Origin of the sequence: Pseudonocardia humida (assembly GCF_023898865.1) — a bacterium.
GTDB lineage: Bacteria > Actinomycetota > Actinomycetes > Mycobacteriales > Pseudonocardiaceae > Pseudonocardia > Pseudonocardia humida.
On sequence record NZ_JAGSOV010000003.1, the window covers coordinates 71,738 to 98,467 of the forward strand.

A 26,730-nucleotide genomic window follows, 5' to 3' on the forward strand; every position below is an offset into this window, starting at 1 on the left:
TCGCGGCCCGGCGGGGGTCCAACCATCGGTGCCGGCCGCTGCCCACGTTCGGTGGCCAGCGGTCGTCCGGCACGGGAGGAGCGGGGATGAGCTCGGTTCGGGTACTCGTGGGCACGCGCAAGGGTGCGTTCGTCCTCACCGCGGACGGCGCGCGCAGGGACTGGGTGGTCGACGGGCCGCACTTCGGCGGCTGGGAGGTCTACCACCTCGCCGGCTCCCCCGCCGACCCGCGGCGGGTCTACGCCGCGCCGTCGGGCGGGTGGTTCGGGCAGGTGATCCAGCGCTCCGACGACGGCGGGCGCAGCTGGGAGCCGGTGGGCAACGAGTTCGCCTACGCCGGCGTGCCCGGCACCCACCAGTGGTACGACGGCACCCCGCACCCGTGGGAGTTCGCCCGGGTGTGGCACTTCGCGCCCTCGGCGACCGACCCCGACACCGTGCTGGCCGGGGTCGAGGACGCGGCGCTGTTCCGCTCCGTCGACGGCGGCGCCACCTGGCAGGAGCTGGCGGGCCTGCGCGAGCACGGCTCCGGCCCGCAGTGGCAGCCGGGCGCCGGGGGCATGTGCCTGCACACGATCGTGCCCGACCCGCGCGACCCGACCCGCATGCACGTGGCCATCTCCGCCGCGGGTGTGTTCCGCACCGAGGACGGCGGCAAGACCTGGCAGGCGACCAACCGGGGACTGCAGTCCGATGGCATCCCGGACTCCGACGCCGAGGTCGGCCACTGCGTGCACAACCTCGCCATGCACCCGTCGCGGCCCGACACCCTCTACATGCAGAAGCACTGGGACGTCATGCGCACCGACGACGGCGGCGACAGCTGGTACGACATCGGCGAGGGCCTGCCATCGGACTTCGGCTTCCCGATCGACGTGCACGCCCACGAGCCCGACACCGTCTACGTCGTGCCGATCACCAGCGACTCGCTGCACGTCCCGCCGGAAGGCAGGCTGCGCGTCTACCGCAGCCGCACGGGCGGCGGCGAGTGGGAGCCGCTCACCGAGGGCCTGCCCCAGCAGCACTGCTACGTCAACGTGCTGCGCGACGCCATGGCCGTCGACACCCTCGACGACTGCGGCGTCTACTTCGGCACCACCGGCGGGCAGGTCTACTGCTCCCCCGACGGCGGGGACAGCTGGTCGGCGATCGTGCGCGACCTGCCCGCCGTGCTGTCGGTGGAGGTGCAGACGCTGCCGTGAGCGAGCTCGCGAGCGAACCGTCGGCACAGCGGGAGCACACCGTGCGGGTCAAGCTCCCCGAGCACCTGCGCAGGCTGGCGCGGGTGAACGGCGAGGTGGCGCTGGCCGTGGCCGGTCCGGTGACCCAGCGCTCCGTGCTGGACGCCCTGGAGGCGCGCTACCCGGCGCTGCGCGGCACCGTCCGCGACCACGGCACCGGGAAGCGCCGGGCGTTCGTGCGGTTCTTCGCCTGCGGGCGCGACCTGTCCCACGAGCCGGCGGGCGACCCGCTGCCCGCCGCGGTGGCGCGGGGCGAGGAGCCGTTCCTGGTGGTGGGGGCGATGGCGGGCGGCTGAACCGGGCTCAGCGCGCCACCGACCCCGCGGGCAGCGGGTCCAGGGTGGCGTCGGGGAACTTGCGGCGGATGTTCTCCAGCCGCCACTTCGTGCTGAACACCGCCAGCAGCACCCCGTCGGAGCGGCGAGTGAGCACCTCGACGTCGCTCTGCCCGTGCAGCAGCTCGGCGCCGGCCTGGTCGGTGCGCCGGGCCACCGTGAAGTCCAGGTGCTCGAGGCGGGCGGGGGCGCGGAACTCGTTCTCCAGGCGGTCGAGCACGACCTCGAACTGCAGCGGCCCGACCGCGGCCAGCACCGGGGCCTGGTCGCCGCGCAGGTCGGAGACCAGCACCTGGATGACGCCCTCGCTGTCGAGCTGGTCGATGCCCCGGCGGAACTGCTTGAACGACCCGGCGTCGGCGCCGCGGACCGCGGCGAAGTGCTCGGGGGCGAAGCTGGGGATCGCCGGGAACTCGACCGGGTCGGCGGCGTAGAGGGTGTCGCCGGGACGCAGCGCACCGGCGTTCACCAGCCCGACGATGTCGCCGGGGAAGGCCTCCTCGACGGTGGTGCGCTGCTGGCCGAAGACGGCCTGGGCGTACTTGGTGGCGAACGGGCGGCCGGTGCCGGCGTGGGTGAGCACCATGCCGCGCTCGAACCGGCCCGAGCAGATCCGCACGAACGCCATCCGGTCGCGGTGGGAGCGGTCCATGCCGGCCTGCACCTTGAACACCAGCCCGGACATCGGCGCCTGCAGCGGGCGCGGGGTGCCCGTGGCGTCGTCGCGGGCCTCGGGGGCGGGCGCCAGGTCGACCAGCGCGTCGAGCAGCCGGGCCACGCCGACGCCGGTCAGCGCGGCGCCGAACAGCACCGGGGTCGCCGTGCCGGCCAGGAAGGCCTTCTCGTCGAACCCGGCGCCGATCTCGGTGAGCAGGGCCAGCTCGTCCTGCGCGGCGGACCAGAACTCCGGCTCCGCGGCGGCGATCTCGGCGGCCGGCACGACCTCCACCGCGGCCCGGGTCGCTCCGCCCGCCGTGCGGGTGAACCGGCTGAACTCGCCGGTCGCGCACTCGATCAGCCCGCGCAGGTGCCCGGCGATGCCCAGCGGCCAGGTCAGCGGCATCGGCCGCAGCCCGATGGTCTGCTCGACCTCGTCGAGCAGCTCGAGCGCCTCCCGGCCGGGCCGGTCCCACTTGTTGACGAAGGTCAGCACCGGGATGCCGCGCGCGCGGCAGACGTCGAACAGCTTCAGCGTCTGCGGCTCGAGGCCCTTGGCCGCGTCGAGCAGCATGACCGCGGCGTCGACGGCGGCGAGCACCCGGTAGGTGTCCTCGGAGAAGTCGCCGTGACCGGGGGTGTCGAGCAGGTTGACCACGTGGTCGCGGTAGGAGAACTGCAGCACCGCGGAGGTGATGGAGATGCCGCGCTTGCGCTCCATCTCCATCCAGTCCGAGGTGACCCCGCGCCTGCCCGCCTTGCCGTGCACGGCGCCCGCCTGGTCGATCCGCTCCGCGTACAGCGCGAGCGCCTCGGTCAGCGTCGACTTGCCCGCGTCCGGGTGGCTGATCACCGCGAACGTCCGGCGCCGCAGCGCCTCGGTCGGTACCCGGGCCGACTCCCCCGCATCCGTTGACATCTCACCGACCATGCTACGTGCCGCCCTCCGCCGACCCGCGCCGCGTCGGGCACCCGGAACGACCACGGAGCTCGGCCGAATTGCCACCGGATCGGGCGTGCCGTAACGCCGACGGGCTCGTTTGCGTTACGAGGAGCCGGGCCGGACCGGTTCCCGACCGGGGACGGGAGCTCAACATGCCGGCAGGTGGGCACTACCGGCCCGCCACTACCGCCGGCTGGTCACGGCGGACGGTGGCCGCCGTCGCGCTGCGCCGCGCCACCGCGTTCGTGCTGCTGGCCGGCCTGACGACGGCCTCGAGCGGGCCGCTGGCGATGTGGGCGGCCGAGCTGGGCACGGTCGCGTTCGCGGCCTGCTCGGGCCTGGGCTGCCTGCGGGCCTCGCGCCGGGCGTCGGGCGGGGCCAGGGCGGGCTGGAGCACGCTGGCCGTGGCCAGCTGGTCGTGGGGCGCGGCGCACCTGGGCGCGGCGGCCACCACCGGGGTGCTCACCGGCGCCCCGCCCGCGGCGGGCGGCGGGCCGACCCCCGCCGACGTGGTGGGGCTGGCGTTCCCGGTCGTGGCGCTGGTGGCGGTGTGCCTGCTGGCGCCCCGGTCGCAGGACCGGACGCTGTCGCGCCGCGTCGTCGACGCGCTCACCGTGGGCTGCGCGCTGGCCCTGGTCACCTGGACGGTGGTGGTCGACTCGGCGGTCGGCGGGCTGGTGGCCGGTTCACCGGTCGCGGTGGCGCTGTGGCTGGCCCGCCCGGTCGGCGACGCGGTCCTGCTGACCGTGGTGGTGCTGACCGTCGCCCAGGACCGGCGCCTGCCATGGCGCTGGGCGCTGCTGGGCGCGGCGGTGCTGGCCATGGCGGCCTCCGACGTCGCGGTTGCGCTGCTGCGCGGCAGCGGGCACCACGGCGCGCTCACCATGGCCGGCTGGGGCTGGTGGGCGGCGTTCTGCCTGCTCACCACGGCCGGGGCGACGGTGGGGATGGCCGGCGTGGTCGAGCCGGCCGGTCCGGCCGCGGCGCCCGACGCCGAGGAGCCGCGACCGCGGCGCCCCGGGCTGCTGCCCTACCTGCCGCTACTGGCGGTAGCCGGGGCGGCCGCCGTGCAGTACGCCACCCGCGGACGTGGGCTCGACGCCGTGGGGACGGCGCTGACGGCGCTGCTGGTCGCGCTGGTGCTGCTGCGCCAGTACTGCGTGCTGCGGGTCAACCACCGGCACGCCCGCGCCATCGCCCAGCGCGAGGCCGAGCTGCACCGCCTCGCCTTCCACGACGCGCTCACCGGCCTGGCCAACCGGACCCTGTTCCTTGACCGGCTCGGGCACGCGCTGGAGCTGGCGACCCGCGAGCCGCGGCGGGTGGCGGTGGTCTTCGTCGACCTCGACGGCTTCAAGGCGGTCAACGACACCCTCGGGCACGCGGCGGGCGACGAGCTGCTGGTGGCGGTGGCCCGGCGGATGCGCGGCGCGATCCGGGCCACCGACACCCTGGCCCGCCTGGGCGGCGACGAGTTCGCCGTGCTGACCGAGCAGGGCAGCGACCCCGCCGTGGTGGCCCGCACGCTGCTGGCCTCGCTGCGCAGGCCGTTCGTCCTGGGTGGGCGGGAGCTGGCGGTGTCGGCGAGCATCGGGGTGGCCATGGCCGACCCGGGCGCGGGCGCCGACCAGGCGCCCGCCCTCATCCACCGCGCCGACGTGGCCATGTACGCGGTCAAGACCTCGGGCAAGGACGGTGTGCAGATCCACTCGCCCACCGTGCACGACCAGCCGCGCCGGGCCGAACCGCCGGCGCAGCGGGCGCTGACCGCGGCCATCGAGCTGGGCGCGGTCCGCACGGTCTTCCGCCCGGTCGTGTCCACCCTGGACGGCCGCATCGTCGCCCTGGAGGCGGTGCCGCGCTGGTCGGAGGCGGTGGGCGCGGTGCCGGTGGGGCCGCTGCTGCACCCGTCCCCGCCGCTGACCGCGGTCCTGCTGGAGCAGTCCTGCCACCAGCTGGCCCGCTGGAGCGACCAGCTGGGTCACCACCGGTTGCGGATCGTGGTCACCGTGGGAGTCGGCGAGCTGGCCGACACCACGCTGCCGACCAGGGTCGACCGCGTCCTGGCCCGCTACCGGCTGGCCCCCGGCCAGCTCACGCTGGAGATCGACGACGGGGCGCTGCCCGAGCGGTCGGCCGCGGCGCTGGACTCCCTGCACCGGCTGCGCCACCTCGGGGTGCGCCTCGGGCTGGGCGGGCTCGGCTCGGGCTACGCCACGCTGGCCTGGCTGTCCGGCGCGCCGCTGGACACGGTGCGGATCGACAGCGACCTCGTCGCCGACGTCGACCACGACGGCGGGCGCTGCCGGTTGCTGCGCGGCGTGCTGGCCCTGACCCACCACCTCGGGCTGCGCAGCGTGGCCGACGGCGTCGAGCGCACCGGGCAGCTGCTGGAGCTGCGCAGGCTGGGCTGCGACTTCGTGCAGGGCCACCTGGTGGCCGGGCCGGCCACGGCCGCCGAGCTGACCCCCGTGGTGCTGGCCCAGCAGTCGCTGCTGCCGCGCGGGCTGATCGAGCAGACCGTGCTCCCGGTGCCCCCACGGCCCCGCCCCGCGGTGGTCCGCGGCCGCACGCTCAGCGCCTGGTGACCGGGCCGTCCCCGGTCGGCGGCCCGGTCGAGCCGTCGATGACCAGCGGCCCGGCACCGGCCCGCCCCGGCATGGCGGCGCCGCCGTCGACGACGGACCCGTCGGTCGGGCCGAGGAACCAGGGGAACACCGTGCCCGGGACCGGGCGGGCGCGCGGCGCCACCGGCGCGAGCTCGCCCATCGCGGCCAGCTCGTCGTCCTCGGCGACGACGCAGACCACCTCGGCGAGCAGCACGTAGTCGGTCGGCGAGGTGGAGGCCGCCGGCGCCGAGGTGCGGACCGCGGGCGCGCCGGGGGCGCCGGGCGGTCCGGTCGGTCCGTGGACCCGGCACTCCAGCCGGGCCCGCCCGGTGGCCAGCGACGGCACCCCGACGCGGTGCGACTGGACCGCCGTCCAGCGCACGGCGCCCGTGGCGTCGCGCTCGGCGGCGGCCAGCGCGACCAGGTGCCCGGCCAGGTCGGTGCTGGTCAGGTGGGCGACCAGCTCGCCGCGGGCCAGGGCGGCCGCCCGCACGTGCTCGGGCTCGCCGCCGGCGTCGCGCACCGCGGCCAGGGTGATCCCGACCGTCGCCCGCTGCCCGCGCATCGGCAGGCAGTACCCGAGCGGCGCGACGAGCGGGGCGCCGTCGGCGTCGGCGGTGCTGATCACCGCGACGGTGTGCGGCCGCGCCAGCCCGGCGAGCAGCCGGTGGCGCTGCTGCGGAGCGAGCGCGGCCGGATCGACGGCGCGCATCCGACCTCGTCCCTCCCGGGTCGACGTCCCGGGCCGGGCGGAGTCTCGCACGGCGCGGTCGGCGCGCGGCTGCCGGTCAGCTGGCCTGCACGCTCGTGCGCGACAGCGCGTGCTGCACCAGCACGATCAGGGTCTCGGTGCACGAGTCGGCCCGGCGGGCGTCCATGTGCACGACCGGGGTGTCGCGGCTGATCGCCAGTGCCTCGCGCACCGCGTCCGGGCTGAACGCCGAGGAGTGCGGGAAGCCGTTGATGGCCACCACGAACGGCAGCCTGCGGTTCTCGAAGTAGTCCACGGCGGCGAAGCACTCGTCGATGCGGCGCAGGTCGACCAGCACGACGGCGCCGACGGCGCCGCGGGCCAGCTCGTCCCACATGAACCAGAACCGGTCCTGGCCCGGGGTGCCGAACAGGTAGAGGATCAGCGACTCGTCGACGGTGATCCGGCCGAAGTCCATGGCGACCGTGGTGGTCGTCTTGTCCGGGACGGAGTCGTTGTCGTCGATGCCCAGCGAGGCCGTCGTCATCGCCTCCTCGGTGAGCAGCGGCGGGATCTCCGACAGCGTGCGCACCATGGTGGTCTTGCCGACGCCGAACCCACCGGCGATGACGATCTTGAGCGGTACGGGCCGGCTCTCAGCGTGCACGAAGTCCCTCCAGCAGTCGCTCGAGGATCTCCGGCGCGGGGCCGCCGCCCGTTCCGTCGGCCGCGGCCTGCGGAGCGTGCACCTCGAGGTATCCGGCTTCGGCCAGGTCGCTCACGAGCACCCGGGCCACGCCGACCGGCACGCGCAGCGCGGCGCCGATCTCGACGAGTGACACCGGGCGCGCCGCGAGCTGGACGATGATCCGGTACTCCATCTGCAGGTCACCGCCGAGCGATGCCTGCCTGGTGAGCGTGACCAGCGATTCGATGGGCAGGTCGGTCCCCGTGGATCGGGTCCGGCCGCCGGTCACCGCGAAGACGGGGACGACCCGCCCGGCCGAGCTCGCCGGCCGGGAGGACGCCCCGGGATCGTGGCCCATCACCACCCCTTCGCACCGCCCGTCACGTCCGCCCGGGCGTCGCCGCGCGGCGCCGGGGTCAGCGCGTGCTCGACCCGCGCCGCCAGCATGGTCATCTCGTAGGCCACGATGCCGAGGTCGCAGCGCCGGTCGGCCTGCACGGCGAGGGTGGCGCCGTAGCTGATCGCGGTGACGAACAGGTAGCCGCCGGCCATCTCCAGGATCGTCTGGGTCACCGGACCCGCCTCCAGCAGGTGCGCGGTGCCCCTGGCCAGGCTGACCAGCCCGGACGAGGCCGCGGAGAGCCGGTCGGCGAGCGCGGCGTCGGTGCCCGGCGAGGTGGCCAGGCGCAGCCCGTCGGCCGAGACCACGATGGCGCGCATGACGCCGGGCGTGTCCCGGGCGAAGTCCACCAGCAGCCAGTCCATCTGCCCGTCGAGCCCGCCGCTCACCATCCCGCACCCCGACCGCCGCCGTCGGAGTCGCCGTCGACCACGTCGCGGGCCGCCTGCCGGCTGGCCTGGTAGCGCGACAGGGCGCTCGCCGCGCTCGCCGCCGGGACGGCGGGCGGCGCGGGCTGGGTCGTCGTCGGCTGGCGCAGCTCCGGCGTGAGGTGGGCCTGCGGGACGCGGCGGCGCAGGGTGAACGGCGCGGCCTCGCCCGCGGTCTCGCCGCGGTCGGGCGCGATGCCCTCGGCCTCGGCCGGGGTCGACTCGGCGGCGGGCTCGTCGCGCGGGGCCGGCACCACCCGCAGCTCGGCGGTCGGGCGCAGGGCGGCGTGGCCGTTGCCGTTGCCGTTGCCGACCCCGTTCCCGTTGGCCGCGGCCGGGCGCGGGGACGGCGACGGCCGCGCGGGCAGCGGGGCCGCCGGGGCGTCCGAGCCGGTCTGGCCGTCGCCCCACCAACCCGTCTGCTGGAACGGGTCGTCGTCGGTCCCGAGGACGCGGGCGGCGACCGTGGGGCTCTCCGCGCCCGGCACCGGCTGCTCCCGCGGCGGTTCGACCCGCGGTTCCACGCGGGGCTCGACCCGGGCGGCGGGCGCCGGGCGGGGGGCCGCCGGAGCGGGTGCCGGATCGGCCGTGGCCACCGGCACAGCGTGCAGGCGCGTGGTCTCGTCGGGGCCGCTGCCCGGGCCGCCGGCGACCGCGCTCAGGCCGCGCTGGGCCGGCGCGATCCGCCTGCGCACCCGCTCCGGGTCGGCCAGCCCGTTGACGGCGGGCGGCGCGACGACGGGGGGCGGCGCGGAGGGCGCCGAGGGGCGCCCGCTCGCCTCGAACAGCGAGGCGGGCAGCGAGATCGCCGCCGTGATGCCCGAGCCGGGGGTGGCGTAGAGGGTCACGCTGATGTCGTGGCGGGCGGCGAGGCGCGCCACGACGTGGAAGCCCAGCCGCTTGGAGACCGACAGGTCGATCTCCGGCGGGTCGGCCAGCAGCTGGTTGGTCGCCTCGAGCTGCTCGGAGGGCATGCCGACGCCCCAGTCCTCCACGGTCAGCAGCTGCGCGCCGGACCCGCGGGGGTCGGGGCGGGCGCGGATGGTCACCGAGCTGTCCGGCGGGGAGAACCGCACGGCGTTCTCGGTCAGCTCGGCCAGCAGGTGGGTGAGGTCGGTGACGGCGCTGCCGGTCACCGCGGGCTCGTCGCCGACCAGGAAGACCACGCGGTCGAGGTCCTCGGTCTCGGCGATGGCGGCGCGCACGACGTCGCGCAGGGGGATCGGCTCGCTCCAGACGCGGGCGGGCTGCTCACCGGAGAGCACCAGCAGGCTCTCGGCGTTGCGCCGCACCCGGGTGGCCAGGTGGTCGAGCTTGAACAGCTCGGCCAGCGCGTCGGGGTCCTGCTCGGACTCCTCGAGCTGGTTGATGATGTCCAGCTGCCGGTAGACCATGCCCTGATTGCGGCGGGCCAGGTTGACCAGCATGTCCGAGGCGAACTGGCGGCGGCCGATCTCGGCCTCGGCCAGCCGCTGCTGCAGGGCTTCCTTCTGCTGCTGGGACTCCTCGGTGATCCGCCAGAACAGCATCATGCCCACGCAGGCCAGCAGCACGGCGACGCCGTGGATCAGCGACCACATCCACGGGTTGGTCTGCCCGGCCAGGTGGGAGAAGATCAGGCTCTGGGTGAAGATCGACCCCAGCCCGTGGCTGAGGATCGTGAACAGGATGTTGAACAGGAACGGCGCCCAGTCCTGGTAGAGCGCGATGAAGCCGATGATGATGAAGAAGTGGAAGTGCGCCTCGATGCTGCCCTTGGTGATCACCACCAGGGCGGCCGAGCTGTAGGACAGCCCGGCGGTCACCACGACCGAGGCCGTGCGCCGGTACTTCCCGATGAACCGGCCGACGACCAGGCACAGCAGCGGGACCGAGAGGGCGCCCACGAGGGTCAGCAGACCGCCCTGCATCACCAGGTCGAAGAGCGCCAGTCCGGGGATGTGCAGCGCCAGCACCCACAGCAGCAGGCGGTGGCGCCGCTGCCAGTCCTCTTCGTCGAGGGTGTAGCCACGGGGGAGCTGAGCGAGCAGTGCCTGCCACATCGTGCTCTGCACCATTTCTCTCTCGCCTGCGCCCGGTCGCCCTGCGCCTGGGGAGCTGCGCAGTGGTCTGCGCTGAGGACGAACGGCGGTACGCGATACGACTGAACGGGGGAGCGGCTCGAGGCGTGCCAAGCCGGATGAAGTACAGCCCCGGGTGACCCGCGCTGTCCAGTCCAGCTGACGCAAAGTCGCAGCCCCACCACAGGATTCGCCGGATCGGCCCAACCACCCGGGCAGGCGGATCACGCGAACGGCGCAGTAACGTTAGCTCCATGTAGCTCTCGTGGGACACCGCGTGAGACCGTCTGATCAGGGCGGACGCCGCATCGGCGCGGCGCGGTGGCCGCACGTCCCCGGTCCCGCATCGCGGATGGATCAGTGCGCCCGACGCGCCGGTCGCCCGTCGGGCCGTTCGGCCCCGGCGCCGGTGAGCGCCCGCACCTCCATCATCGCGGCGCGCCGCCGGCCGCCGGGCTCCGCCGGGCCGAACAGCGTGCCCGCCGCGCCGAGCAGGAACGACAGCGGGATCGAGACCAGCCCGGGGTTCGCCAGCGGGAAGACGTCGAAGTCCGCGCCCTTGATCATCGACGTGGGCTGCCCGGAGACCGCGGGCGAGAGCACGATCAGCGCCACGCACGAGATCAGCCCGCCGTAGATGCTCCACAGCGCCCCGGTCGTGGTGAACCGCTTCCAGAACAGCGAGTAGACCAGCGTCGGCAGGTTCGCCGACGCGGCCACCGCGAAGGCCAGCCCGACCAGGAAGGCCACGTTCTGGTTGCGGGCCAGGATCCCGGCCGCGACCGCGACGATCCCCACCACGAGCGCGGTGGTCCGGGCGACCTGGACCTCGGAGTCGGGCGAGGCCGCGCCGCGGCGCAGCACGTTGGCGTAGACGTCGTGGGCGAACGACGCCGACGCGGTGATCGTCAGCCCGGCCACCACGGCCAGGATCGTGGCGAACGCGACGGCCGCGATCAGCCCCAGCATCAGCTCCCCGCCGAGCTGGTGGGCCAGCAGCGGGACCGCCGAGTTGCTGCCGCCCGGCGCGTCGATGATGCGTTGGACCCCGCCGGGCACCAGCGCCGCCGCGCCGTAGCCCAGGACCAGGGTGAACAGGTAGAACACACCGATCAACCAGATCGCCCAGACCACCGAGCGGCGGGCCTCGCGGGCGTTGGGCACGGTGTAGAACCGCATCAGGATGTGCGGCAGCCCGGCGGTGCCCAGCACCAGGGCGAGGCCCAGCGACAGGAAGTCGACCTTCGACAGGGTGTCCTCGCCGTACTGCAGGCCGGGCACGAGCAGCCGCTCCCCCAGCGCCACCGCCTCGGTGGCGCCGGGGCGCAGCACCTCGGGGTTGCGCTGCACCGCCCGCTCCAGCAGGGCGGACAGGTTGAACCCGAAGTAGCCCAGCACCCAGGTGGTCAGCACGCCCGCGCCCACCAGCAGCAGCACCGCCTTGATGATCTGCACCCAGGTGGTGCCCTTCATGCCGCCCACCAGCACGTACACGATCATGACGAGGCCGACCGCGGCGATGGCCACGCTCTGCCCGATCGGGTCGTCGTTGGGGATCTGCAGCAGCAGCGCCACCAGCGCCCCGGCCCCGGCCATCTGGGCCAGCAGGTAGAAGAACGACACCACCAGCGTCGAGGTCGCCGCGGCCGCCCGCACCGGGCGCCGGCGCATCCGGAACGCCAGCACGTCGCCCATCGTGAACTTGCCGGTGTTGCGCAACAGCTCGGCCACCAGCAGCAGGGCCACCAGCCAGGCGACCAGGAAACCCACCGAGTAGAGGAACCCGTCGTAGCCGTTGACCGCGATCGCTCCCGCGATACCCAGGAACGACGCCGCGGACAGGTAGTCCCCGGCGATCGCCACGCCGTTCTGCGGACCGGTGAAGCCGCGGCCTGCGGCGTAGTAGTCCGACGCGGTCTTGTTGTTCCGGCTGACCCGGAACACCACGACCAGCGTGACGAGCACGAAGACGCCGAAGACGGCGATGTTGAGGAACGGGCTGCCGACCCCGGCGGGGGCCGGGGCCGGGACCGGAACGGGCTGCATCGCTCACCTGTCGCTGACTCGGAGTTGTCGCGACGGTACTGCACGTGACCATGCGTCACTCCGCCCCCCGGCTCACCGGACGACACGCCGTGCGGGGGTATCGGGAGGACCAGCCGGCGTCACAGCCCGCACACGTGGGCGGCGTTCAGCCGCCGGCGGCCCCGGCCGGGTGCCGGCGCCGACCGGGCCGGTCGTCGGCGGGCCGCTCGGTATCGCCGGGCTCGCCGTCGGTCCGCATGCCGTCCGCGAGCGCGTCGGCGAGCCGGGTGAGCTCGGTGCGCACGTCCTGCTGGACCGTGGCGAGCCGGGCCACGTCCTGCTGGGCCTGCTCGCGCAAGCGCTGGGCGTCCTGCGCGGCGCGCAGGCGCACCGTCTCGGCAGCCGACTCGGCCTGCTTGCGCAGCTCGTCGGCGGCGCGGCGGGCGGCGGAATGCAGCGACTCGGCCTCGCCGCGGGCCGCGGCCGACTGCTCGGCGATCTGCCGCTCGCGCTCCTGCAGCTCGGCCGAGCGCCGGCTCACCTGCTCGTCGAGCCGGGTCGAGCGCTGGACGAGCGACTGCTCGGCCTCGTGGCGGTGCTTCTCGGCCTGCGCCCTGGCCTGCTCGACGACGGTGGCGGCCTCCCTGGCCGCCGCGGCGCGCAGGTCGGCGGCCTCCTGCTCGGCCAGGCGCAGCAGCTTCTCGGCGCGGAACCCGACGCTCTCCTCCGCGCCCCCGTCACCCTGGCGCCGGGACTGCAGCGCGCGGAACTCGCTCTCGGCGGCCGCGGCGTGCTGCTCGGCGGTCTGCCGACGGCGGTCGGCCTCGGCGGCCCAGCGGCGCAGCGCCGAGTTCTCCTCGGCGAGCCGGGCCAGGTGGGTGTCGACCTGGGCGCGGTCGTACCCGCGCAGCACGGTGTCGAAGCGCCGGCCGTCGGGGCGGGGCGCGGCACCGGACGGGGTGGCCGGCGCGGCCGGGGAGCTCGGGGAGGACTGGCCAGGAGCGGCCGCGGGCTCCGCGGGCCGGTCGGATTCAGCCACGCGCAGATCCTGCCGACGAACGATCACACTGTCATGGACCGTTCGGGTGCGTCAGCCCGGGCGATCTGGTGAGCGGTACGACGTTCGGGTCAGCCCTACCCGGAGCTGCTGCGCCGAGTAGTCGGGCCGCAGCGGGGCGCGAACGGACCATTGGCCCGCGGGGGAAGGGGCGGGGTGCCCGCGGCACCCGCCCCTTCGTCCGCGCTGCGCGCCCCTACTCCTCGGGCGGCGCCGCGGGCTGCTCGCCCTCCGCGGAGCGCTCGCGGCTCTCCCGGCCCGACCGGACCCCGCGCTGGTAGCTGGCCAGCCGGCCGCGGACCGCTTCGGCGTCGCGCCGCTGCGCCACCGGGGCCGTGGTGTCGGTGGTCGCCGCACTGCCGGGCACCAGCCGGGCCAGCGGCGTGCGCCGGGGCAGCCCGGCCGCCGTCACCTCGGGCGGCGCGCTCTGCCCGCGTACCGCCTCCGCCGCCCGCCAGCCCTGGTCCGCCGCGGTGGCGAAGTCGGACTCGCGCTGCTCATCGGGCCTGCGCTGGTCTCCGGGCCTGCGCTGGTCGTCGGGCCTGCTCTGCTCCTCCGGCCAGCGCTGCTCGGGCAGCCCCGGCTCCCGCGGCGGCCAGGTCGGCGGCTGCTGCCGGCCGGGGTAGCCCCACGACGGGTCCGACCCGCCGGGTCCGGACCCGTGGGGCGCGGGGGACGGCGGGCGGGGCGGCGGTGCCGCACCGCCGCGGCGCTCCGGGAGGGCGTCGCCCGGGCGCGACCCGCGACCGCCGGGCTCCCCCGCTTCCGGCCAGGACCTGCCCTGGGCCATCGCGGGCGCGGGCCGGGGCGCGGGCTGCTCCCAGACCCCGCCCGACCGGCTGCCCGCGGTGTCGCCGACGGGCTCGCGGCTGTGCTCGGTCCGGTCGCGACCGGGCTCCTCCCACAGCGGCGCCGCGCGGCCGGCCGGCTCCGCCGAGGCGGCCGCCGCCGCGGCGCGCTCGACGGCCGGCGGGACGACCCGGAACCACCCCGACGGGACGTCGACGGAGGCCTGCGGCGTCGGCAGCGGGCTGGGCTGCGGGCTGGGCGGCGCGGTCAGCGGGGCGCTCGCCTGCGGGTCCGGCTGCGCGAACGGATCCCGCGGGCGCTCGGCCGCGAACGGGTCGGGCAGCGGGGCGGGCGGGGTCTGCGCCGCGAACAGCGTGGCCGAGTCGCTCTGCGAGGGCGGCAGGTCCACCGCCACGGCCTCCACCACCGGGCGTTCGACCGGGGACGGCCGCTCCGGGCGCGGAGCGGGCACGCCCGGCGCCTGCGGGACGGACTCGACCTGCGGCGCCGTGCGCTGCGCCGGCGCGGGCCGGGGCCGGGACTCCGGCTCGGTGAACGCGTCGCGGAACGGCTCGGGCGCCTCGTTGCGGGCGGCCGCCGGACGCGGCGAGCGCACCGGCAGCGCACCGCCCAGCGGCCCGGTCGGCTGCGTCGGCGCCGCGGGGTGCGACTGGCCCGGTCGGACGCCGGCACCGCCCGTCCCGGAGCCCGCGCCCCCGTTGCGCCCGGGGCCCTGGCCCGCGCCGCCGCGCGGGAACTGCCCGTCGTCGCGCTGGCCGCCGATCCGCTGCGGCAGCGACGGCGGGGCGGGCTGCGGCGCGGCGCCGTGGCGCTCGGCGATGTGCTGGCGCGGCAGCCACACCCGCGCGGTGAGCCCGGAGCCCGCCTTGGCCGACCCGCGCTCGGCCGGGTTGCCGCCGCCGACCGACGAGCCGGCGAACAGCCCCACGTCGATGCCGTGCCGGGCGGCCAGCCTGCCGACCACGAACAGGCCCATCCGCCGCGACGCCTCGACCGTGGCGTCGGAGGACTTGCGCAGCTGGTCGTTGAGCTGGGCCAGCTCCGCGGGGGACATGCCCACGCCCTCGTCGGTGATCTCCACGAGAAGGGCGCCGTCGGCGGTGCGGCTGCTGGTCATCACGACGCGGGACTCGGGCGGGGAGAAGTTGGTGGCGTTCTCCAGCAGCTCGGCCAGCAGGTGCTGCAGGTCGTTGCTGACCCGGCCGGTGATGGCCAGGTCGGGCGTGGACTGCACGACCACCCGCCGGTACTGCTCCACCTCCGACACCGCGGCCTGCAGCACCTCGATCGCCGGCACCGGCCGGGCGGACCGCTGCCCCAGGTCGGTGCCCGCGAGGACCAGCAGGTTCTCGCTGTTGCGCCGCATGCGGGTGGCCAGGTGGTCGAGGCGGAAGAGGTTGGACAGCTGGTCGGGGTCCTCCTCGCCGGCCTCCAGCTCCTCGATGAGCTTGAGCTGGCGGTCGACCAGCGTCTGCGAGCGCCGCGACAGGTTCACGAACATCGCGTTGACGTTGGACTGCAGGGTGGCCTGCTCGGCGGCGAGCCGGACCGCCTGGGCGTGCACGGCGTCGAACGCCCTGGCGACCTGGCCGATCTCCTCGCGGGTGTCCACCGCCACCGGGACGATGTCGGTGTCGGGCACCGAGCCCTGGCGCATCCGGGCGACCGCGTCGGGCAGCCGGGCGTCGGCGACCTCGAGCGCGCCGCGGCGCAGGGTGCGCAGCGAGCGGATCATCTGCCGGGCGATGAGGCCGACGACCGTGGCCCCGATCAGCAGGGCGAGCACCAGCACCACGGCGTTGATGCCGGCGAAGGTGACCGCGGACTGCCGGGCGGCGGCCGCGGTGCCGGTCAGCTCGTTGCGCACGCCGTCGTCGGCCTGGTCGAGCTCGCCGAGGAAGGCGTCGTAGAGCGCCGCGGAGGACCGGTCGTCGAAGCCGTCGGGACCGCGCTGGATCGACCCGGCGAGCACCCCGTTGAGCAGCCCGACGCGGTCGTTGTTGGTCGGGCCGGCGATGAGCCCCGCGTAGCGGACGCGCTGGCCGGCGTCGAGCGCGCCGCGGAACTCGTTGAGCCCCTGCTGCAACCGCGCCTGGCTGGACTGCAGCTCCACCAGGTCCGGCGGGGCCGGCTGGGGGCTGCGCGCGACCACGTTCATCAGCGACTCCTGCAGCGACGCCTCGTTGCGGGCGAGCGTGAGCCCGGTGAGCGCGTTGGCCAGGCCGCTGGCACCGGCCGTGTTCACGCCGCGCAGGAGCGCGTTGTCGAGCTGCACGATCTGGCCGATCAGATCGCCGTAGCGCGAGATGACCGCGGAGGGAGGGGCGTTGGAGGTGGTGACCAGGGTGCGCAGGCCGGGCAGCCGGGCCAGGGCCTGGTCGGCCTGGCGGTGCGCGCCCACCAGCCCGGCGTCGTCGGCGTAGAGGCCCTCCACCGCGGGCCGCACGGCCGCGCCCGCCTGGTCGGTGGCCTGGCCTGCGGACTCGAACGCACCGACGTCCTCGGTGCGGTTGCTGGTCACGTACTCCGTGGCGCGCAGGCGCTCCTGCTGCAGCAGCGCGACGAGGTCGGAGACCTCGCCCTGCGCGGCGATGAAGCGCGAGACCCGGTCCAGCTCGTCGGCCTGCGAGACCTGGTCGACGATCCGCAGACCGCCCAGCACGACCGCCAGCACCGCGGGCACCGCGAGCACGATGGCGAGCTTGGTGCGCAGACTCCAGTTGCGGGGGGCGATCCTGTCCGGACGCCCGCCGGGCGACGGGCGCTGATCCTTCCTCACGTCGACCTCTTCCAAGCTCGGTGAAGCTCGATGCGGCGGCCACCGCAGCGACCGGTCGAGTCCGGATCGGACCTGCTCAGCGGGCCCGTTCGTACCGTCGTCGGGGCAATCCGGCCGTTGGCGCCCGGAGTGTAGACCCGGGGAGTGACCCCCTTTCACCCGGTTGCTGGCGCCCGGGCACAATCGTTACGTTGTGTGCCCAGCGGCGGAAACCGATACGTCGAACGGCGCAACGACGGCTGTGGAGCGCTCAATCGGTGAACGTCGAGTTGACACTCCGCTGAGACCCGAAGATGCTGACGCGTCCCTCCCCCCGATGATCATTTATGGAAACGAGAGGTGTCATGGCGGACAGGGCGAGCGCCCTCCGGCTGGACCGGCGCGGCTTCCTGCGCACGGTGGGCGTGGCCGGCACTGCGGTGGCGGCCGGAGGTGCGACGGCGGCGTGCAGCTCGGGCCTCCAGGGGTCCGACGGCGGCGACGGCGACGGTGGCGGCGACACCATCAGGATTGGTTACGTGAGCCCGAGCACGGGCCCCCTCGCCGCTTTCGGCGAGGCCGATGATTTCGTCATCGGATCGATACAGGAACACTTCTCCCAGAACCCGATCCAGGTCGGCGGACAGAGTTACGCGGTCGAGGTCCTCAAGCGCGACAGCCAATCGGACTCGAATCGCGCGGCCGACGTCGCCGCTGACCTGATCCAGAACAACGGCATCCACCTGATGCTGGTGTCGTCCACTCCGGACACGTCCAACCCCGTGAGCGACCAGTGCGAAGCGCAGGGGATGCCCTGCATCGCGACCGTCACCCCGTGGCAGCCCTGGTTCTTCGGCCGCGGTGGCCAGGAGGGCAGCAAGTTCCAATGGACGTTCAACTTCTTCTGGGGCCTGGAGGACGTGGAGGCGGTCTACGCCGACATGTGGGACGAGGTCCCCACCAACAAGAAGGCCGGCGCGCTCTGGCCCAACGACCCCGACGGCCTGGCCTGGGGTGACCCGACCACCGGCTTCGCACCGGCGCAGGCCCAACGCGGCTACTCCATCGTCGACCCGGGCAACTACCCGAACGGCACCCAGGACTTCTCCGCGCAGATCACCCAGTTCAAGAACGAGGGCGCCGAGATCCTGCTCGGCGTGCCGATCCCGCCGGACTTCACCACGTTCTGGCGGCAGGCCGCCCAGCAGGGCTACCAGCCCAAGCTGGCCACGGTGGCCAAGGCGCTGCTGTTCCCGTCCAGCGTGGAGGCCCTCGGTCCGCTCGGGGTCAACCTGGGCACCGAGGTCTGGTGGTCCCCCAGCCACCCGTTCACCTCCTCGCTGACCGGCCAGACCGCCGCGCAGCTGGCCGAGGCCTACACCGCGGCCACCCAGAAGCAGTGGACCCAGCCGATCGGCTTCGCCCACGCGCTGTTCGAGGTGGCCGCCAAGGCGTTCGGCTCGGTGCAGGCCATCGACGACAAGGCCGGGCTGGCCTCGGCGATCTCGACGATGAAGCTGGACACCGTGGTCGGCTCGCTGGACTGGACCTCCGGTCCGGTGCCGAACGTGGCCAAGACCCCGGTGGTCGGCGGCCAGTGGCGCACCGGCACGGACTTCGCCTTCGACCTGACGATCGTCAGCAACAAGCAGGCGCCGAACATCCCGGTGGCCGGCGAGGTCCAGCCGCTGGGCGCCCCAGTCGCCCGCTAGCCTCCGGACGTGATCCTCTCGGTCCACGGCCTGTCGCGCTCGTTCGGCGGCCTGACCGTCGTCGACGACGTCTCCCTGCAGGTCGGGGCGGGCACGGCGCTGGGGGTCGTGGGACCCAACGGGGCGGGCAAGACCACGCTGCTCAACCTGCTCGACGGCGTGCTGGCCGCCGACGCCGGGCGCATCGAGCTGGACGGCCGGGACGTCACGCGCGCCTCGGCCGCCCAGCGGTGCCGGGCGGGCGTCGGGCGCACCCACCAGACGCCGCGCCCGTTCTCCGGCATGACCGTGTTCGAGAACGTGCTGGTCGGAGCGGTGCACGGGGCCGGGCTGTCGGCCGGGGCCGCGCACCGCTCCGCGGTGGGGTGCCTGGAGCGCACCGGGCTGCTGCACCGGGCCAACGAGCTGGCCGGCGACCTGCGGCTGCTCGACCGCAAGCGCCTCGAGCTGTCGCGGGCGCTGGCCTGCGCCCCCCGGCTGCTGCTGCTCGACGAGATCGCCGGCGGGCTCACCGACGCCGAGCTGCCGGAGCTGATCGCCATCGTGCGCGAGGTCCGCGACGGCGGCACGGCGGTGATCTGGATCGAGCACATCGTGCACGCGCTGCTGGAGGTGGCCGACCGGATGCTGTGCCTGGCCCAGGGCGCGGTGCTGGCCGAGGGCGAGCCGGCGGCGGTGCTGGACGACCCGGCCGTCCGCGAGGTCTACCTCGGCTCCAGCGTCGAGGGCCTGGGCGGGGTGACCGCGGTCCCGGCGGCGGGCGAGGGCCTGCCCGCCGCGGAGCCGGGAGAGCGCCCGTGAGTGCGCTGCTGCGGGTCCGCGACCTCGACGCCTACTACGGCCACTTCCAGGCGCTGTCGGGCATCGAGCTCGACGTCGACGCCGGGGAGGCCGTCGCCGTCATCGGGGCCAACGGGGCGGGCAAGAGCACGCTGCTGCGGGCGATCGCCGGGCTGGTGGCCCAACCGGCCGGCGCGCACGTCGAGCTCGACGGCGTCGAGTTGCGCGGCGTACCGGCCCACCGCCGGGCCCGGATGGGCGTCAGCCTCGTCCCCGAGGGCCGCAAGCTCTTCCCCAGCCTGACGGTGCGGGAGAACCTGCTGATCGCGGCGAGCGCCGCGGCGGGGCGCTCCCGCGACGGCGAGCGGCGCTGGTCGCTGGACGCGGTCTACGACCTGTTCCCCAACGTCGGGCGCCTGCGCGACCGGCCGGGCGGGGCACTCTCGGGCGGTGAGCAGCAGGCGGTGGCCATCGGCCGCGGGCTCATGGCCGAGCCGCGGGTCCTGCTGCTCGACGAGGTCTCGCTCGGGCTGGCCCCGGTGGTCGTCGAGCAGCTCTACGCCGCGCTGGGCACCATCGCCGCGTCCGGGATGGCGATGCTCGTCGTCGAGCAGGACGTCGGCGCGGCGCTGCGGCTGGCCGGTCGGGTGCTGTGCCTGCGGGCCGGGCGCACGGCGCTCACCGGCGCGGCCTCGCAGGTCACCGCGGCCGCGGTCACCGCGGCCTACTTCGGCAAGTGAGGCACGGGACGTGGGGCTGTGAACGGGACTGGGACCGGGACTGGGATCGGAACTGAACTGTGACCTGGGTCAACGCCATCGTGCAGGGCCTGCTGCTCGGCGGGGTCTACGCCCTGTTCGCCTGCGGGCTCTCGCTGGTCTTCGGCGTCCTGCGGATCGTCAACCTGGCCCACGGCGACCTGACGGTCCTGGCCGCCTTCCTCGCCGTCGTGGCCACCGGGACGCTCGGGGTGAACCCACTGGTCTCGCTGGTCGTGGTGGTGCCGGTGATGGCGCTGCTGGGCTTCGTGCTGCAGCGGGCGCTGCTGCACCGCAGCCTGCAGGGCGGTGAGCTGGCCCCGCTGCTGGTCACCTTCGGCCTGTCGATCGTGCTGCAGAACGCGCTGCTGCAGACCTTCTCCGCGGACACCCGCTCGCTGCCGGCCGGGGAGTTCGGCACCGCGAGCCTGCAGCTGGGCGACGGCCTGGCCGTGGGCTGGCTGGCGCTGAGCACGCTGGTGGTCGCGGTGGCGGTGCTGGCCGGCCTGCAGGTCGTGCTGGCCCGCACCCCGATCGGCCGGGCGATGCGGGCCACCAGCGACGACCCGGAGACCGCCGCGCTGATGGGCCTGGACGACCGCAGGGTCTACGCGATCGCCACGGCGATCGCGCTGGCCACCGTCGCGCTCGCCGGGGTCTTCTACGGGATGCGCGGCACCTTCACCCCCACCCTCGGCCCGCAGCTGCTGATCTTCGCCTTCGAGGCGGTGATCATCGGCGGGCTGGGCTCGCTGTGGGGCACCCTGCTGGGCGGGCTGGTGCTCGGCGTCGCCCAGGCCGTCGGGGCCCAGATCCAGCCGAGCTACGGGGTGCTGGCCGGGCACCTGGTGTTCCTGGTCGTGCTGGCCGCCCGGCCCAGCGGCCTGCTGCGGCGCAAGGAGCTGCGATGACCGACGTGCCGACGACCCCGGCGCCGACGACCGCGCCGCGGGTCAGCCGGACCACGGCGGCGTCGCGGGTGGCGGCGGTGGTCGCGCTGCCCGTGGTGCTCCTGCTGGCCGCGCTGCCCTACCTGGCCGCGCCGAACGTCACCCGGCTGCTGGTCGACCTGTTCACGCTGGTCCTGCTGGCCACGATGTGGAACCTGCTGGCCGGCTACGGGGGCATGATCTCGGTCGGGCAGCAGGGCTTCATCGGCCTGGGCGCCTACGCGGTGCTCGTCGCCGACCTGTTCGGCGTCAACCCCTACCTGGGCCTGGTGCTGGCGATGGTCGCCGCGGCCGTGCTGGCGCTGCCGACGGCGCTGCTGGTCTTCCGGCTGCACGGCGGCTACTTCGCGATCGGCACCTGGGTGGTCGCCGAGGTCTACCGGTTGGTGACCGTGGAGTTCCGGGCCGTCGGCGCCGGATCGGGCGCCTCGGTGACCGGGTTGTCGGCCGTCCCCCCGGTGCTGCGCGGCGCGATCACCTACTGGTGCGCCCTGGCCGCGGTGGTCGTCGCGATCGGCGGGGTCTACCTGCTGATGCGCTCGCGGCTGGGCCTCGCGCTCACCGCGATCCGCGACGAGCCGACCGCGGCGGCCACGCTGGGCGTGCGCGTGCGGTCGGCCAAGCGGATCGTCTTCGTGGTCGCCGCGGCCGGCTGCGGGCTGGCCGGCGCGCTGATCGCGGTCGACTCGCTGCGCGTGCAGCCCGACTCGGTCTACAGCGTGCAGTGGTCGGCCTTCATGATCTTCATGGTGGTGATCGGCGGGCTGGGCACCATCGAGGGCCCGGTGCTGGGCGCCGTGGTGTTCTTCGCGATCCAGCAGCTGCTCGCGCCGTACGGGGCCTGGTACCTGGTGGTGCTCGGCGCGGTCGCGATCGCCGCGGCGCTGCTGGCCCGGCGCGGGCTGTGGGGGCTGGTCACGCTGCACCGCGACGTGCGGCTGCTGCCCACCGGCCACCGCCTGCGGCAGGACCGGTGAGCCCAGCGCCGTCCCCCCGGCGCGGCCCGGTCGTCGCGGTGCCCGGGCCGGACGAGCGGCCCGAGCCGTTCATCACCGCGCTGCTCGAGCACATGACGCTGGGCGAGAAGATCGGCCAGCTGGTCGGCACCCTGCTCCCGGCGGCCGACACCGAGCTGGCCCCCGGCCTGCTGGACATGCCCCCCGGTGTGCTCGCCGTGCCCGCGATGACCGCGGCCGAGTCCAACCGGGCCGTGCGCAGGCTGCAGCTGGAGCTGACCACCCGCACCCGCATGCGCATCCCGGCGCTGCCGGTCGCGCTGGCCGAGCCGCGCGGGGCGACCCGCTTCCCCCCGCCGATGGCCCGGGCCGCGGGCTGGGACCGGGAGCTGGTCGGCGCCATCGCCGCGGCCGCCGCGGCGCAGTTGCGGGCGGGCGGCGTCGTCGGGCAGCTCGCGCCCGCGGTGGCGCTGGCCGTCGGACCCGACACCGCGCGGATGAGCGGCTGCTTCGGCGGCTCGGCGGTGCTGGCCGCCGAGCTGGTCGCGGCGCACGTGCGGGGGGCGCAGGGCCCCGACCCCGACCTGATCGACGCCGAGCACGTGGCCGCGGCGGCCACCGGGTTCGGCGGCGTCGGCCGGTCGCCGGACACCGCGGTGATGACCGACCTCGACCGGCGCACCCTGCGCGCCGAGGTGCTCGTGCCGGCCGAGGCCGCCGTCCGGGCCGGTGTGGCCATGGTCGTGCCCACCCACGGCGGCAACGACGGGCTGCCCGCGCACGTCGACGACGCGCTGCTGCGCACCCTGCTGCGCGACGAGTGGGAGTTCGCCGGCCCGGTACTGGCCGCGCCCGGCGCGGTGGCCGCGCTGGTGCACCGCCACCGCGTCGCCGAGGACCTGGACGCGGCCAGGGCGATGGTCTGGGAGTCCGGGGTGGACGCCTCGCTCATCGCCACCCACCCCGACGTGCGCGGGGAGCGGATCACCGGGATGGTCCGGCGCGGCTCGCTGCCGGAGTGGCTCGTCGACGAGGCGGTGGCCGCGCTGCTGCGGCTCAAGTGGCGGCTCGGGCTGTGGGCGCGCCCGCTGCCCCCCGACCCGGACGAGCGGCCGGCGCGGGTCGCCGCTGCCGCGGAGCTGGCCGACCGGGCCGCCGTCGAGTCGATGGTGCTGCTCGCCGACCCCACCGGCGTGCTGCCGCTGCGCGGGTCGGGCGGGGTGCGGCTGTGGGCCCCTCCCGACCTGCCCGGCGCCGCCCTGCTGGCCCGCAGGCTGGCCGCGGCGCTGCCCGGGGCGGCCGTGGCGCTCGACATCGCCGACGACCCGCCCGAGGGGGCGGAGACGCTGGTCGCCCTCCTGCCGGAGCACCGCCCGACCGCCCGCCTGCGCGCGGTCGCCGAGGCCGCGACCGGACGGCCGGTCGTGGCCGTGTTGACCGGCGGCTCGACCGGGGGCGTCGCCGAACTGCTGGAGCGCCCCACCGCGCTGCTGCTGTGCTGGGAGGGCGTGGCCGAGTGGGCCGGCACGCTCGCGGCCGTGTTGAGCGGAGCCGCCGAGCCCGGCGGCCGGATGCCGGTGGGACCGGGCGCGGGCGGGCACCTGCCCCTGGGCCACGGCTCGGGCTACACCGGCTTCGCGTACTCCGACCTCGAGCTGCCGGCGCGGCTGCCCGCGGGCGGGGCGCCCCTGCGCGTCGGCTGCCTGCTCACCAACACCGGCCGCCGCGACGGCAAGGAGGTCGTGCAGGTCTACCTGCGCCACCGGATCGCCTCGGTGACCACGCCCGAGCGCGGCCTCGGCGGGTTCACCGCCGTGCGGGTGCCCGCGGGCGCCGCGGTGCGGGTCGAGGTCAGCGTGCCGGTCGAGCGCTTCGCCGTCTGGGGCCGGGGCATGCGCCGCGCGGTGGAGCCGGGCGAGTTCGAGGTGCTGGTGGGCCGTTCGGCCACCGACATCCGGCTGTCGGGCCGGACGACGGCCGTGCTGCCCGAGCCCCCGACCGCCGGACACTCCCGCTCGGAGCAGTCGGTCACGCCGTTCGGGTGAGGCCCGCGGGCCCGGATCTTCCCAGCCTGTTAGCGTCGATCGGCGTCGTCTGACGTTGACGGCGCGGTCGGCGGTGTCGGCCGGTGTGTCGGGGAGGGACGGACGTTGGGCGGGCCCGCGGCGGTGTACCGGGACCCCGGCGCACCACCCGCCCACCGCACCCGCGACCTCCTGGCCCGGATGTCGCTGGCCCAGAAGGCCGCCCAGGTCGTCACGGCCGAGCTGGGCCCGACCGCGGACGCCCCGCGCGGCGCGCTGCTGGCGCTCGAGGACGGCGCCGCGCCCGCCGAGAACGTCGCCGCGGGGCTGCTGCGCGTCACCGGCACCGACCCGGACGCGGTGGCCCGCGCCGTGCGCGACGCCCAGCGCCACGCGCTGACCGGCACCGCGCCGGGCATCCCGGCGCTACCGGTGATGGCCGCCCCACTGCCCGGACAGGAGCCGTTCCCGCCGCCGCTCGGACTGGCCGCCGGCTGGGACACCGCGCTGGTGCGCCGGGTCGCCGGGGCCGTCGCGCGACGGGCCAGGGCGCTCGGCGTCCGGCTCGTGCTCGGGCCGGTCGTGAGCGTCCCGGCCGGGACCGAGCCCGGCCCGGACCGCTTCGGCGGCGACCCGCTGCTGGCCGCCGAGCTGACCGCGGCCCACGTGCAGGGCCTGCAGGAGGGCGGGGAGGTCGGCGGGGCCGTGCTCGGGCTGGGCACCGACGCGGATGCGACCGTCGGGGAGCGGATGCTGCGCAGCAGGCTGCTCCCGCCCGCCCGGGCCGCCGTGCTGGCCGGGGTCGCCGCCGTGGTGCCGGCGGCCACCGCCAACGGGCGGGTGCCGGCGCACGCCGACCCGTGGCTGCTGCGCACCGTGCTGCGCGGCGAGTGGGGCTTCACCGGCGCCGTGCTCGGCGACCGGGCCGGTGTCGCCGGGCTGCACGAGCCCTACCGCGTCGCCGCGTCGCCTACGGCGGCGCTGGCGCTGGCCGTGGAGTCCGGGGTGGACGCCGTCTGCCCCACCGCCGTCGAAACCGGCGCCACCGGTACCGACGGCCCGCGCCAGGCCGCGGAGCGGCTCCTGGAGCTGGTGCGCCGCGGCGGGCTGCCGGAGTGGCAGCTCGACGACGCCGTGGCCGCCGTTCTGGGCCTGAAGTTCCGGCTGGGCCTGTTCGAGGACCCCTTCCCGCGGGCCGCCACCGCGCCGACCGACGCCACCGGGCGGACCGTGGCGGCCGCGGGCGCCCCGGCCGTGCCGCCGCCCGACGAGAAGCTGCTCGACGCCACCGTCACCGGCGGCGCGGTGCTGCTGTCGGACCCGCGCCGGCTGCTGCCGCTGCGCCACGGCCGGTGCGCGGTCGTCGCGCTGCCCGGACCCGGCCCCGCGGACGCGCTGGCCGCGGCCCTGCGCCGCCACCTCGCGCCCCGCCGCACGACCGTCCCGGTGACCGAGCTCGTCCCGGCGCGCCGGGGCGAGCCGGTGATCGTGGTCAGCGCTGGCCCGCCCGCGCAGGCCACCGCCGAGATCACCCGGCTCGCCGCGGCCGGGCTGGGCTGCGTGCTGCTGCTCACCGGCCCGCGCCTGGACGGGCTGGAGCCGGTGCTGGCCACGCTCTCGGGCGTGCTGTGGTGCTGCGGAGCGGGCCCGGCCACCGCGGAGCGGGTCGCCGACATGCTGACCGGTGCCCGCACCCCCTCTGGCCGGCTGCCGGTGTCGCTGGGCGCGGGCCGCGGGGTGGGCACGCCGCTGGGGCACGGCCGCTCCTACGCCGCCTTCGAGTACTCCGGCCTGCTGGTCGGGCCGGAGCGGGTGCGGGCCGGGGAGACGGTGCAGGTGTCCTGCCGGGTGCAGAACGCCGGAGCGCTGCCCGGCCGCGAGGTGGTCCAGGTCTACGTGCGCGACCGGGTCGCCTCGGTGGTCCGGCCCGACCAGTCCCTGGCCGCGTTCAGCTCGATCGGCCTCGCCCCCGGCGAGGGGCGCGACGTGCGGCTGCTGCTGCCCGCGGACCGGTTCGCGATCTGGGACCGCGGGATGCGCCGGATCGTCGAGCCGGGGGTGTTCGACGTGCTGGTCGGGAGGTCGGCGCGCGACGTCCTGCTCGCCGCCGAGCTGGTCGTGCTGCCCGACGACCGCCCGCCCCCCGCGCGGGGGGCGCGCCTCAGCTGATGGCGCCGGCCCGCAGGGCCAGCAGCACCAGCTGGGCCCGGTCGCCCGAGCCCAGCTTGCGCCCGATCCGGCCGAGGTGGCTCTTGATCGTCAGCGGGGACAGCCCGAGCTCCTCGGCGATCTCCCGGTTGGGGTGCCCGTTCGCGGCGAGCTGCAGGATCTCCTGCTCGCGGTGGGTCAGCGCGCGCGGCATCCCGCGCAGGTCGGGCACGTAGCGCACGCCCGGCGGGCGGGGGCCCGCCTCCGGTTCGTCGGCACCGTTCCAGGTGCGCGCGCCGGTGCCCGGGGCGGCCCCGTCGGCCGGGGCGGGGCCGGGCGCGGTCAGGACCCCGGTGGCCCCGGCCAGCAGCGCCGAGACGATCTGGCGGGTGCCGCCCCCCGGCATCACCACGACCACGCGGTACCAGCCCTGGCCGTCGAGCTCGGCGAGCAGGCTGCTGAACTCGGGGTCGCCGGGGTCGCAACCCAGCACGGCCAGGTCGCGCGCGCCCGGTGAGCGGGCGGCGGTGCGGGCCTCGGCGAGGTCGCCGACCTCCAGCACCTGGACCGCGCCGAACTCGTGCAGCTGGGCGGTGACCAGGGCGCGCTGGGTCGGGTCGGGGTGCACCAGCAGGACCCGGCGCAGCACGAACGTCTCGGCACCCGCGGGCGGCGAGCCGCGTTCGACCCCGAGCCCCAC

General features: G+C 75.9%; 20 protein-coding genes. 10 read left to right on the plus strand and 10 right to left on the minus strand.

What is annotated here, in order from left to right; translation table 11 throughout:
- Positions 1-86: 86 nt before the first annotated feature.
- Positions 87-1,202 (plus strand): WD40/YVTN/BNR-like repeat-containing protein, encoded by a 1,116-nt coding sequence (locus KDL28_RS00785; RefSeq protein ID WP_252435167.1) that lies wholly within the window; start codon positions 87-89, stop codon positions 1,200-1,202.
- Positions 1,199-1,537 (plus strand): MoaD/ThiS family protein, encoded by a 339-nt coding sequence (locus KDL28_RS00790; protein WP_252435168.1) that lies wholly within the window; start codon positions 1,199-1,201, stop codon positions 1,535-1,537. The genes KDL28_RS00785 and KDL28_RS00790 overlap by 4 nt, the downstream gene beginning before the upstream one ends.
- 7 nt (positions 1,538-1,544) lie before the next feature.
- Here KDL28_RS00790 and KDL28_RS00795 read toward each other — a convergent pair whose 3' ends face one another.
- Positions 1,545-3,152 (minus strand): peptide chain release factor 3, encoded by a 1,608-nt coding sequence (locus tag KDL28_RS00795; RefSeq protein WP_252435169.1) that lies wholly within the window; start codon positions 3,150-3,152, stop codon positions 1,545-1,547.
- Positions 3,153-3,328: 176 nt separating this feature from the next.
- On the opposite strand from KDL28_RS00795, the gene KDL28_RS00800 reads away from it, so the two are divergent.
- A complete protein-coding gene (locus tag KDL28_RS00800) occupies positions 3,329-5,764 on the plus strand; it encodes a putative bifunctional diguanylate cyclase/phosphodiesterase (RefSeq protein WP_252435170.1) in 2,436 nt (811 codons plus the stop codon).
- On the opposite strand, the gene KDL28_RS00805 is transcribed toward KDL28_RS00800, so the two are convergent.
- The 8 genes from KDL28_RS00805 to KDL28_RS00840 form a co-directional block, all read right to left on the minus strand.
- Entirely contained in the window at positions 5,751-6,497 is a 747-nt protein-coding gene (locus KDL28_RS00805) for a flavin reductase (protein WP_252435171.1), read from the minus strand. The two genes, KDL28_RS00800 and KDL28_RS00805, sit on opposite strands and share 14 nt — an antisense overlap.
- Before the next feature lie 76 nt (positions 6,498-6,573).
- Positions 6,574-7,143 (minus strand): GTP-binding protein, encoded by a 570-nt coding sequence (locus KDL28_RS00810; protein WP_308215901.1) that lies wholly within the window; start codon positions 7,141-7,143, stop codon positions 6,574-6,576.
- Entirely contained in the window at positions 7,133-7,453 is a 321-nt protein-coding gene (locus KDL28_RS00815) for a DUF742 domain-containing protein (RefSeq protein ID WP_252435172.1), read from the minus strand. Before KDL28_RS00815 ends, KDL28_RS00810 begins: the two co-directional genes overlap by 11 nt.
- A 68-nt stretch (positions 7,454-7,521) precedes the next feature.
- Positions 7,522-7,956, minus strand: a complete 435-nt coding sequence (locus KDL28_RS00820) for a roadblock/LC7 domain-containing protein (protein ID WP_252435173.1) — start codon at positions 7,954-7,956, stop codon at positions 7,522-7,524.
- Positions 7,950-10,049: a sensor histidine kinase gene (locus KDL28_RS00825; RefSeq protein ID WP_252435174.1), complete on the minus strand. Its 2,100-nt coding sequence runs from the start codon at positions 10,047-10,049 to the stop codon at positions 7,950-7,952. The genes KDL28_RS00820 and KDL28_RS00825 overlap by 7 nt, the downstream gene beginning before the upstream one ends.
- A gap of 360 nt (positions 10,050-10,409) precedes the next feature.
- Positions 10,410-12,098: a monocarboxylic acid transporter gene (locus KDL28_RS00830; RefSeq protein ID WP_252435175.1), complete on the minus strand. Its 1,689-nt coding sequence runs from the start codon at positions 12,096-12,098 to the stop codon at positions 10,410-10,412.
- A gap of 145 nt (positions 12,099-12,243) precedes the next feature.
- Positions 12,244-13,116, minus strand: a complete 873-nt coding sequence (locus KDL28_RS00835; protein ID WP_252435176.1) for a DivIVA domain-containing protein — start codon at positions 13,114-13,116, stop codon at positions 12,244-12,246.
- A 214-nt stretch (positions 13,117-13,330) separates the two neighbouring features.
- Entirely contained in the window at positions 13,331-16,723 is a 3,393-nt protein-coding gene (locus tag KDL28_RS00840; RefSeq protein ID WP_252435177.1) for a sensor histidine kinase, read from the minus strand.
- Between the two features lie 344 nt (positions 16,724-17,067).
- Between KDL28_RS00840 and KDL28_RS00845 the strand changes: the two genes are divergently transcribed.
- From KDL28_RS00845 to KDL28_RS00875, 7 genes are all read left to right on the plus strand, one after another.
- Positions 17,068-18,414 (plus strand): ABC transporter substrate-binding protein, encoded by a 1,347-nt coding sequence (locus KDL28_RS00845; protein ID WP_252435178.1) that lies wholly within the window; start codon positions 17,068-17,070, stop codon positions 18,412-18,414.
- Positions 18,415-18,423: 9 nt separating this feature from the next.
- Positions 18,424-19,215, plus strand: a complete 792-nt coding sequence (locus KDL28_RS00850; RefSeq protein WP_252435179.1) for an ABC transporter ATP-binding protein — start codon at positions 18,424-18,426, stop codon at positions 19,213-19,215.
- Positions 19,212-19,934: an ABC transporter ATP-binding protein gene (locus KDL28_RS00855; protein ID WP_252435180.1), complete on the plus strand. Its 723-nt coding sequence runs from the start codon at positions 19,212-19,214 to the stop codon at positions 19,932-19,934. Before KDL28_RS00850 ends, KDL28_RS00855 begins: the two co-directional genes overlap by 4 nt.
- A 59-nt stretch (positions 19,935-19,993) precedes the next feature.
- Complete coding sequence (locus KDL28_RS00860; protein WP_252435181.1) at positions 19,994-20,863, plus strand: branched-chain amino acid ABC transporter permease; 870 nt, start codon at positions 19,994-19,996, stop codon at positions 20,861-20,863.
- Positions 20,860-21,879: a branched-chain amino acid ABC transporter permease gene (locus KDL28_RS00865; protein ID WP_252435182.1), complete on the plus strand. Its 1,020-nt coding sequence runs from the start codon at positions 20,860-20,862 to the stop codon at positions 21,877-21,879. The genes KDL28_RS00860 and KDL28_RS00865 overlap by 4 nt, the downstream gene beginning before the upstream one ends.
- Positions 21,876-23,903, plus strand: a complete 2,028-nt coding sequence (locus KDL28_RS00870; RefSeq protein WP_252435183.1) for a glycoside hydrolase family 3 N-terminal domain-containing protein — start codon at positions 21,876-21,878, stop codon at positions 23,901-23,903. The genes KDL28_RS00865 and KDL28_RS00870 overlap by 4 nt, the downstream gene beginning before the upstream one ends.
- A 105-nt stretch (positions 23,904-24,008) precedes the next feature.
- The gene (locus KDL28_RS00875; RefSeq protein WP_252435184.1) at positions 24,009-26,051 is read left to right on the plus strand and encodes a glycoside hydrolase family 3 N-terminal domain-containing protein; all 2,043 of its coding nucleotides are present in this window, start codon (positions 24,009-24,011) and stop codon (positions 26,049-26,051) included.
- Here KDL28_RS00875 and KDL28_RS41225 read toward each other — a convergent pair.
- Positions 26,044-26,730 (minus strand): helix-turn-helix transcriptional regulator, encoded by a 687-nt coding sequence (locus KDL28_RS41225; protein WP_252435185.1) that lies wholly within the window; start codon positions 26,728-26,730, stop codon positions 26,044-26,046. The two genes, KDL28_RS00875 and KDL28_RS41225, sit on opposite strands and share 8 nt — an antisense overlap.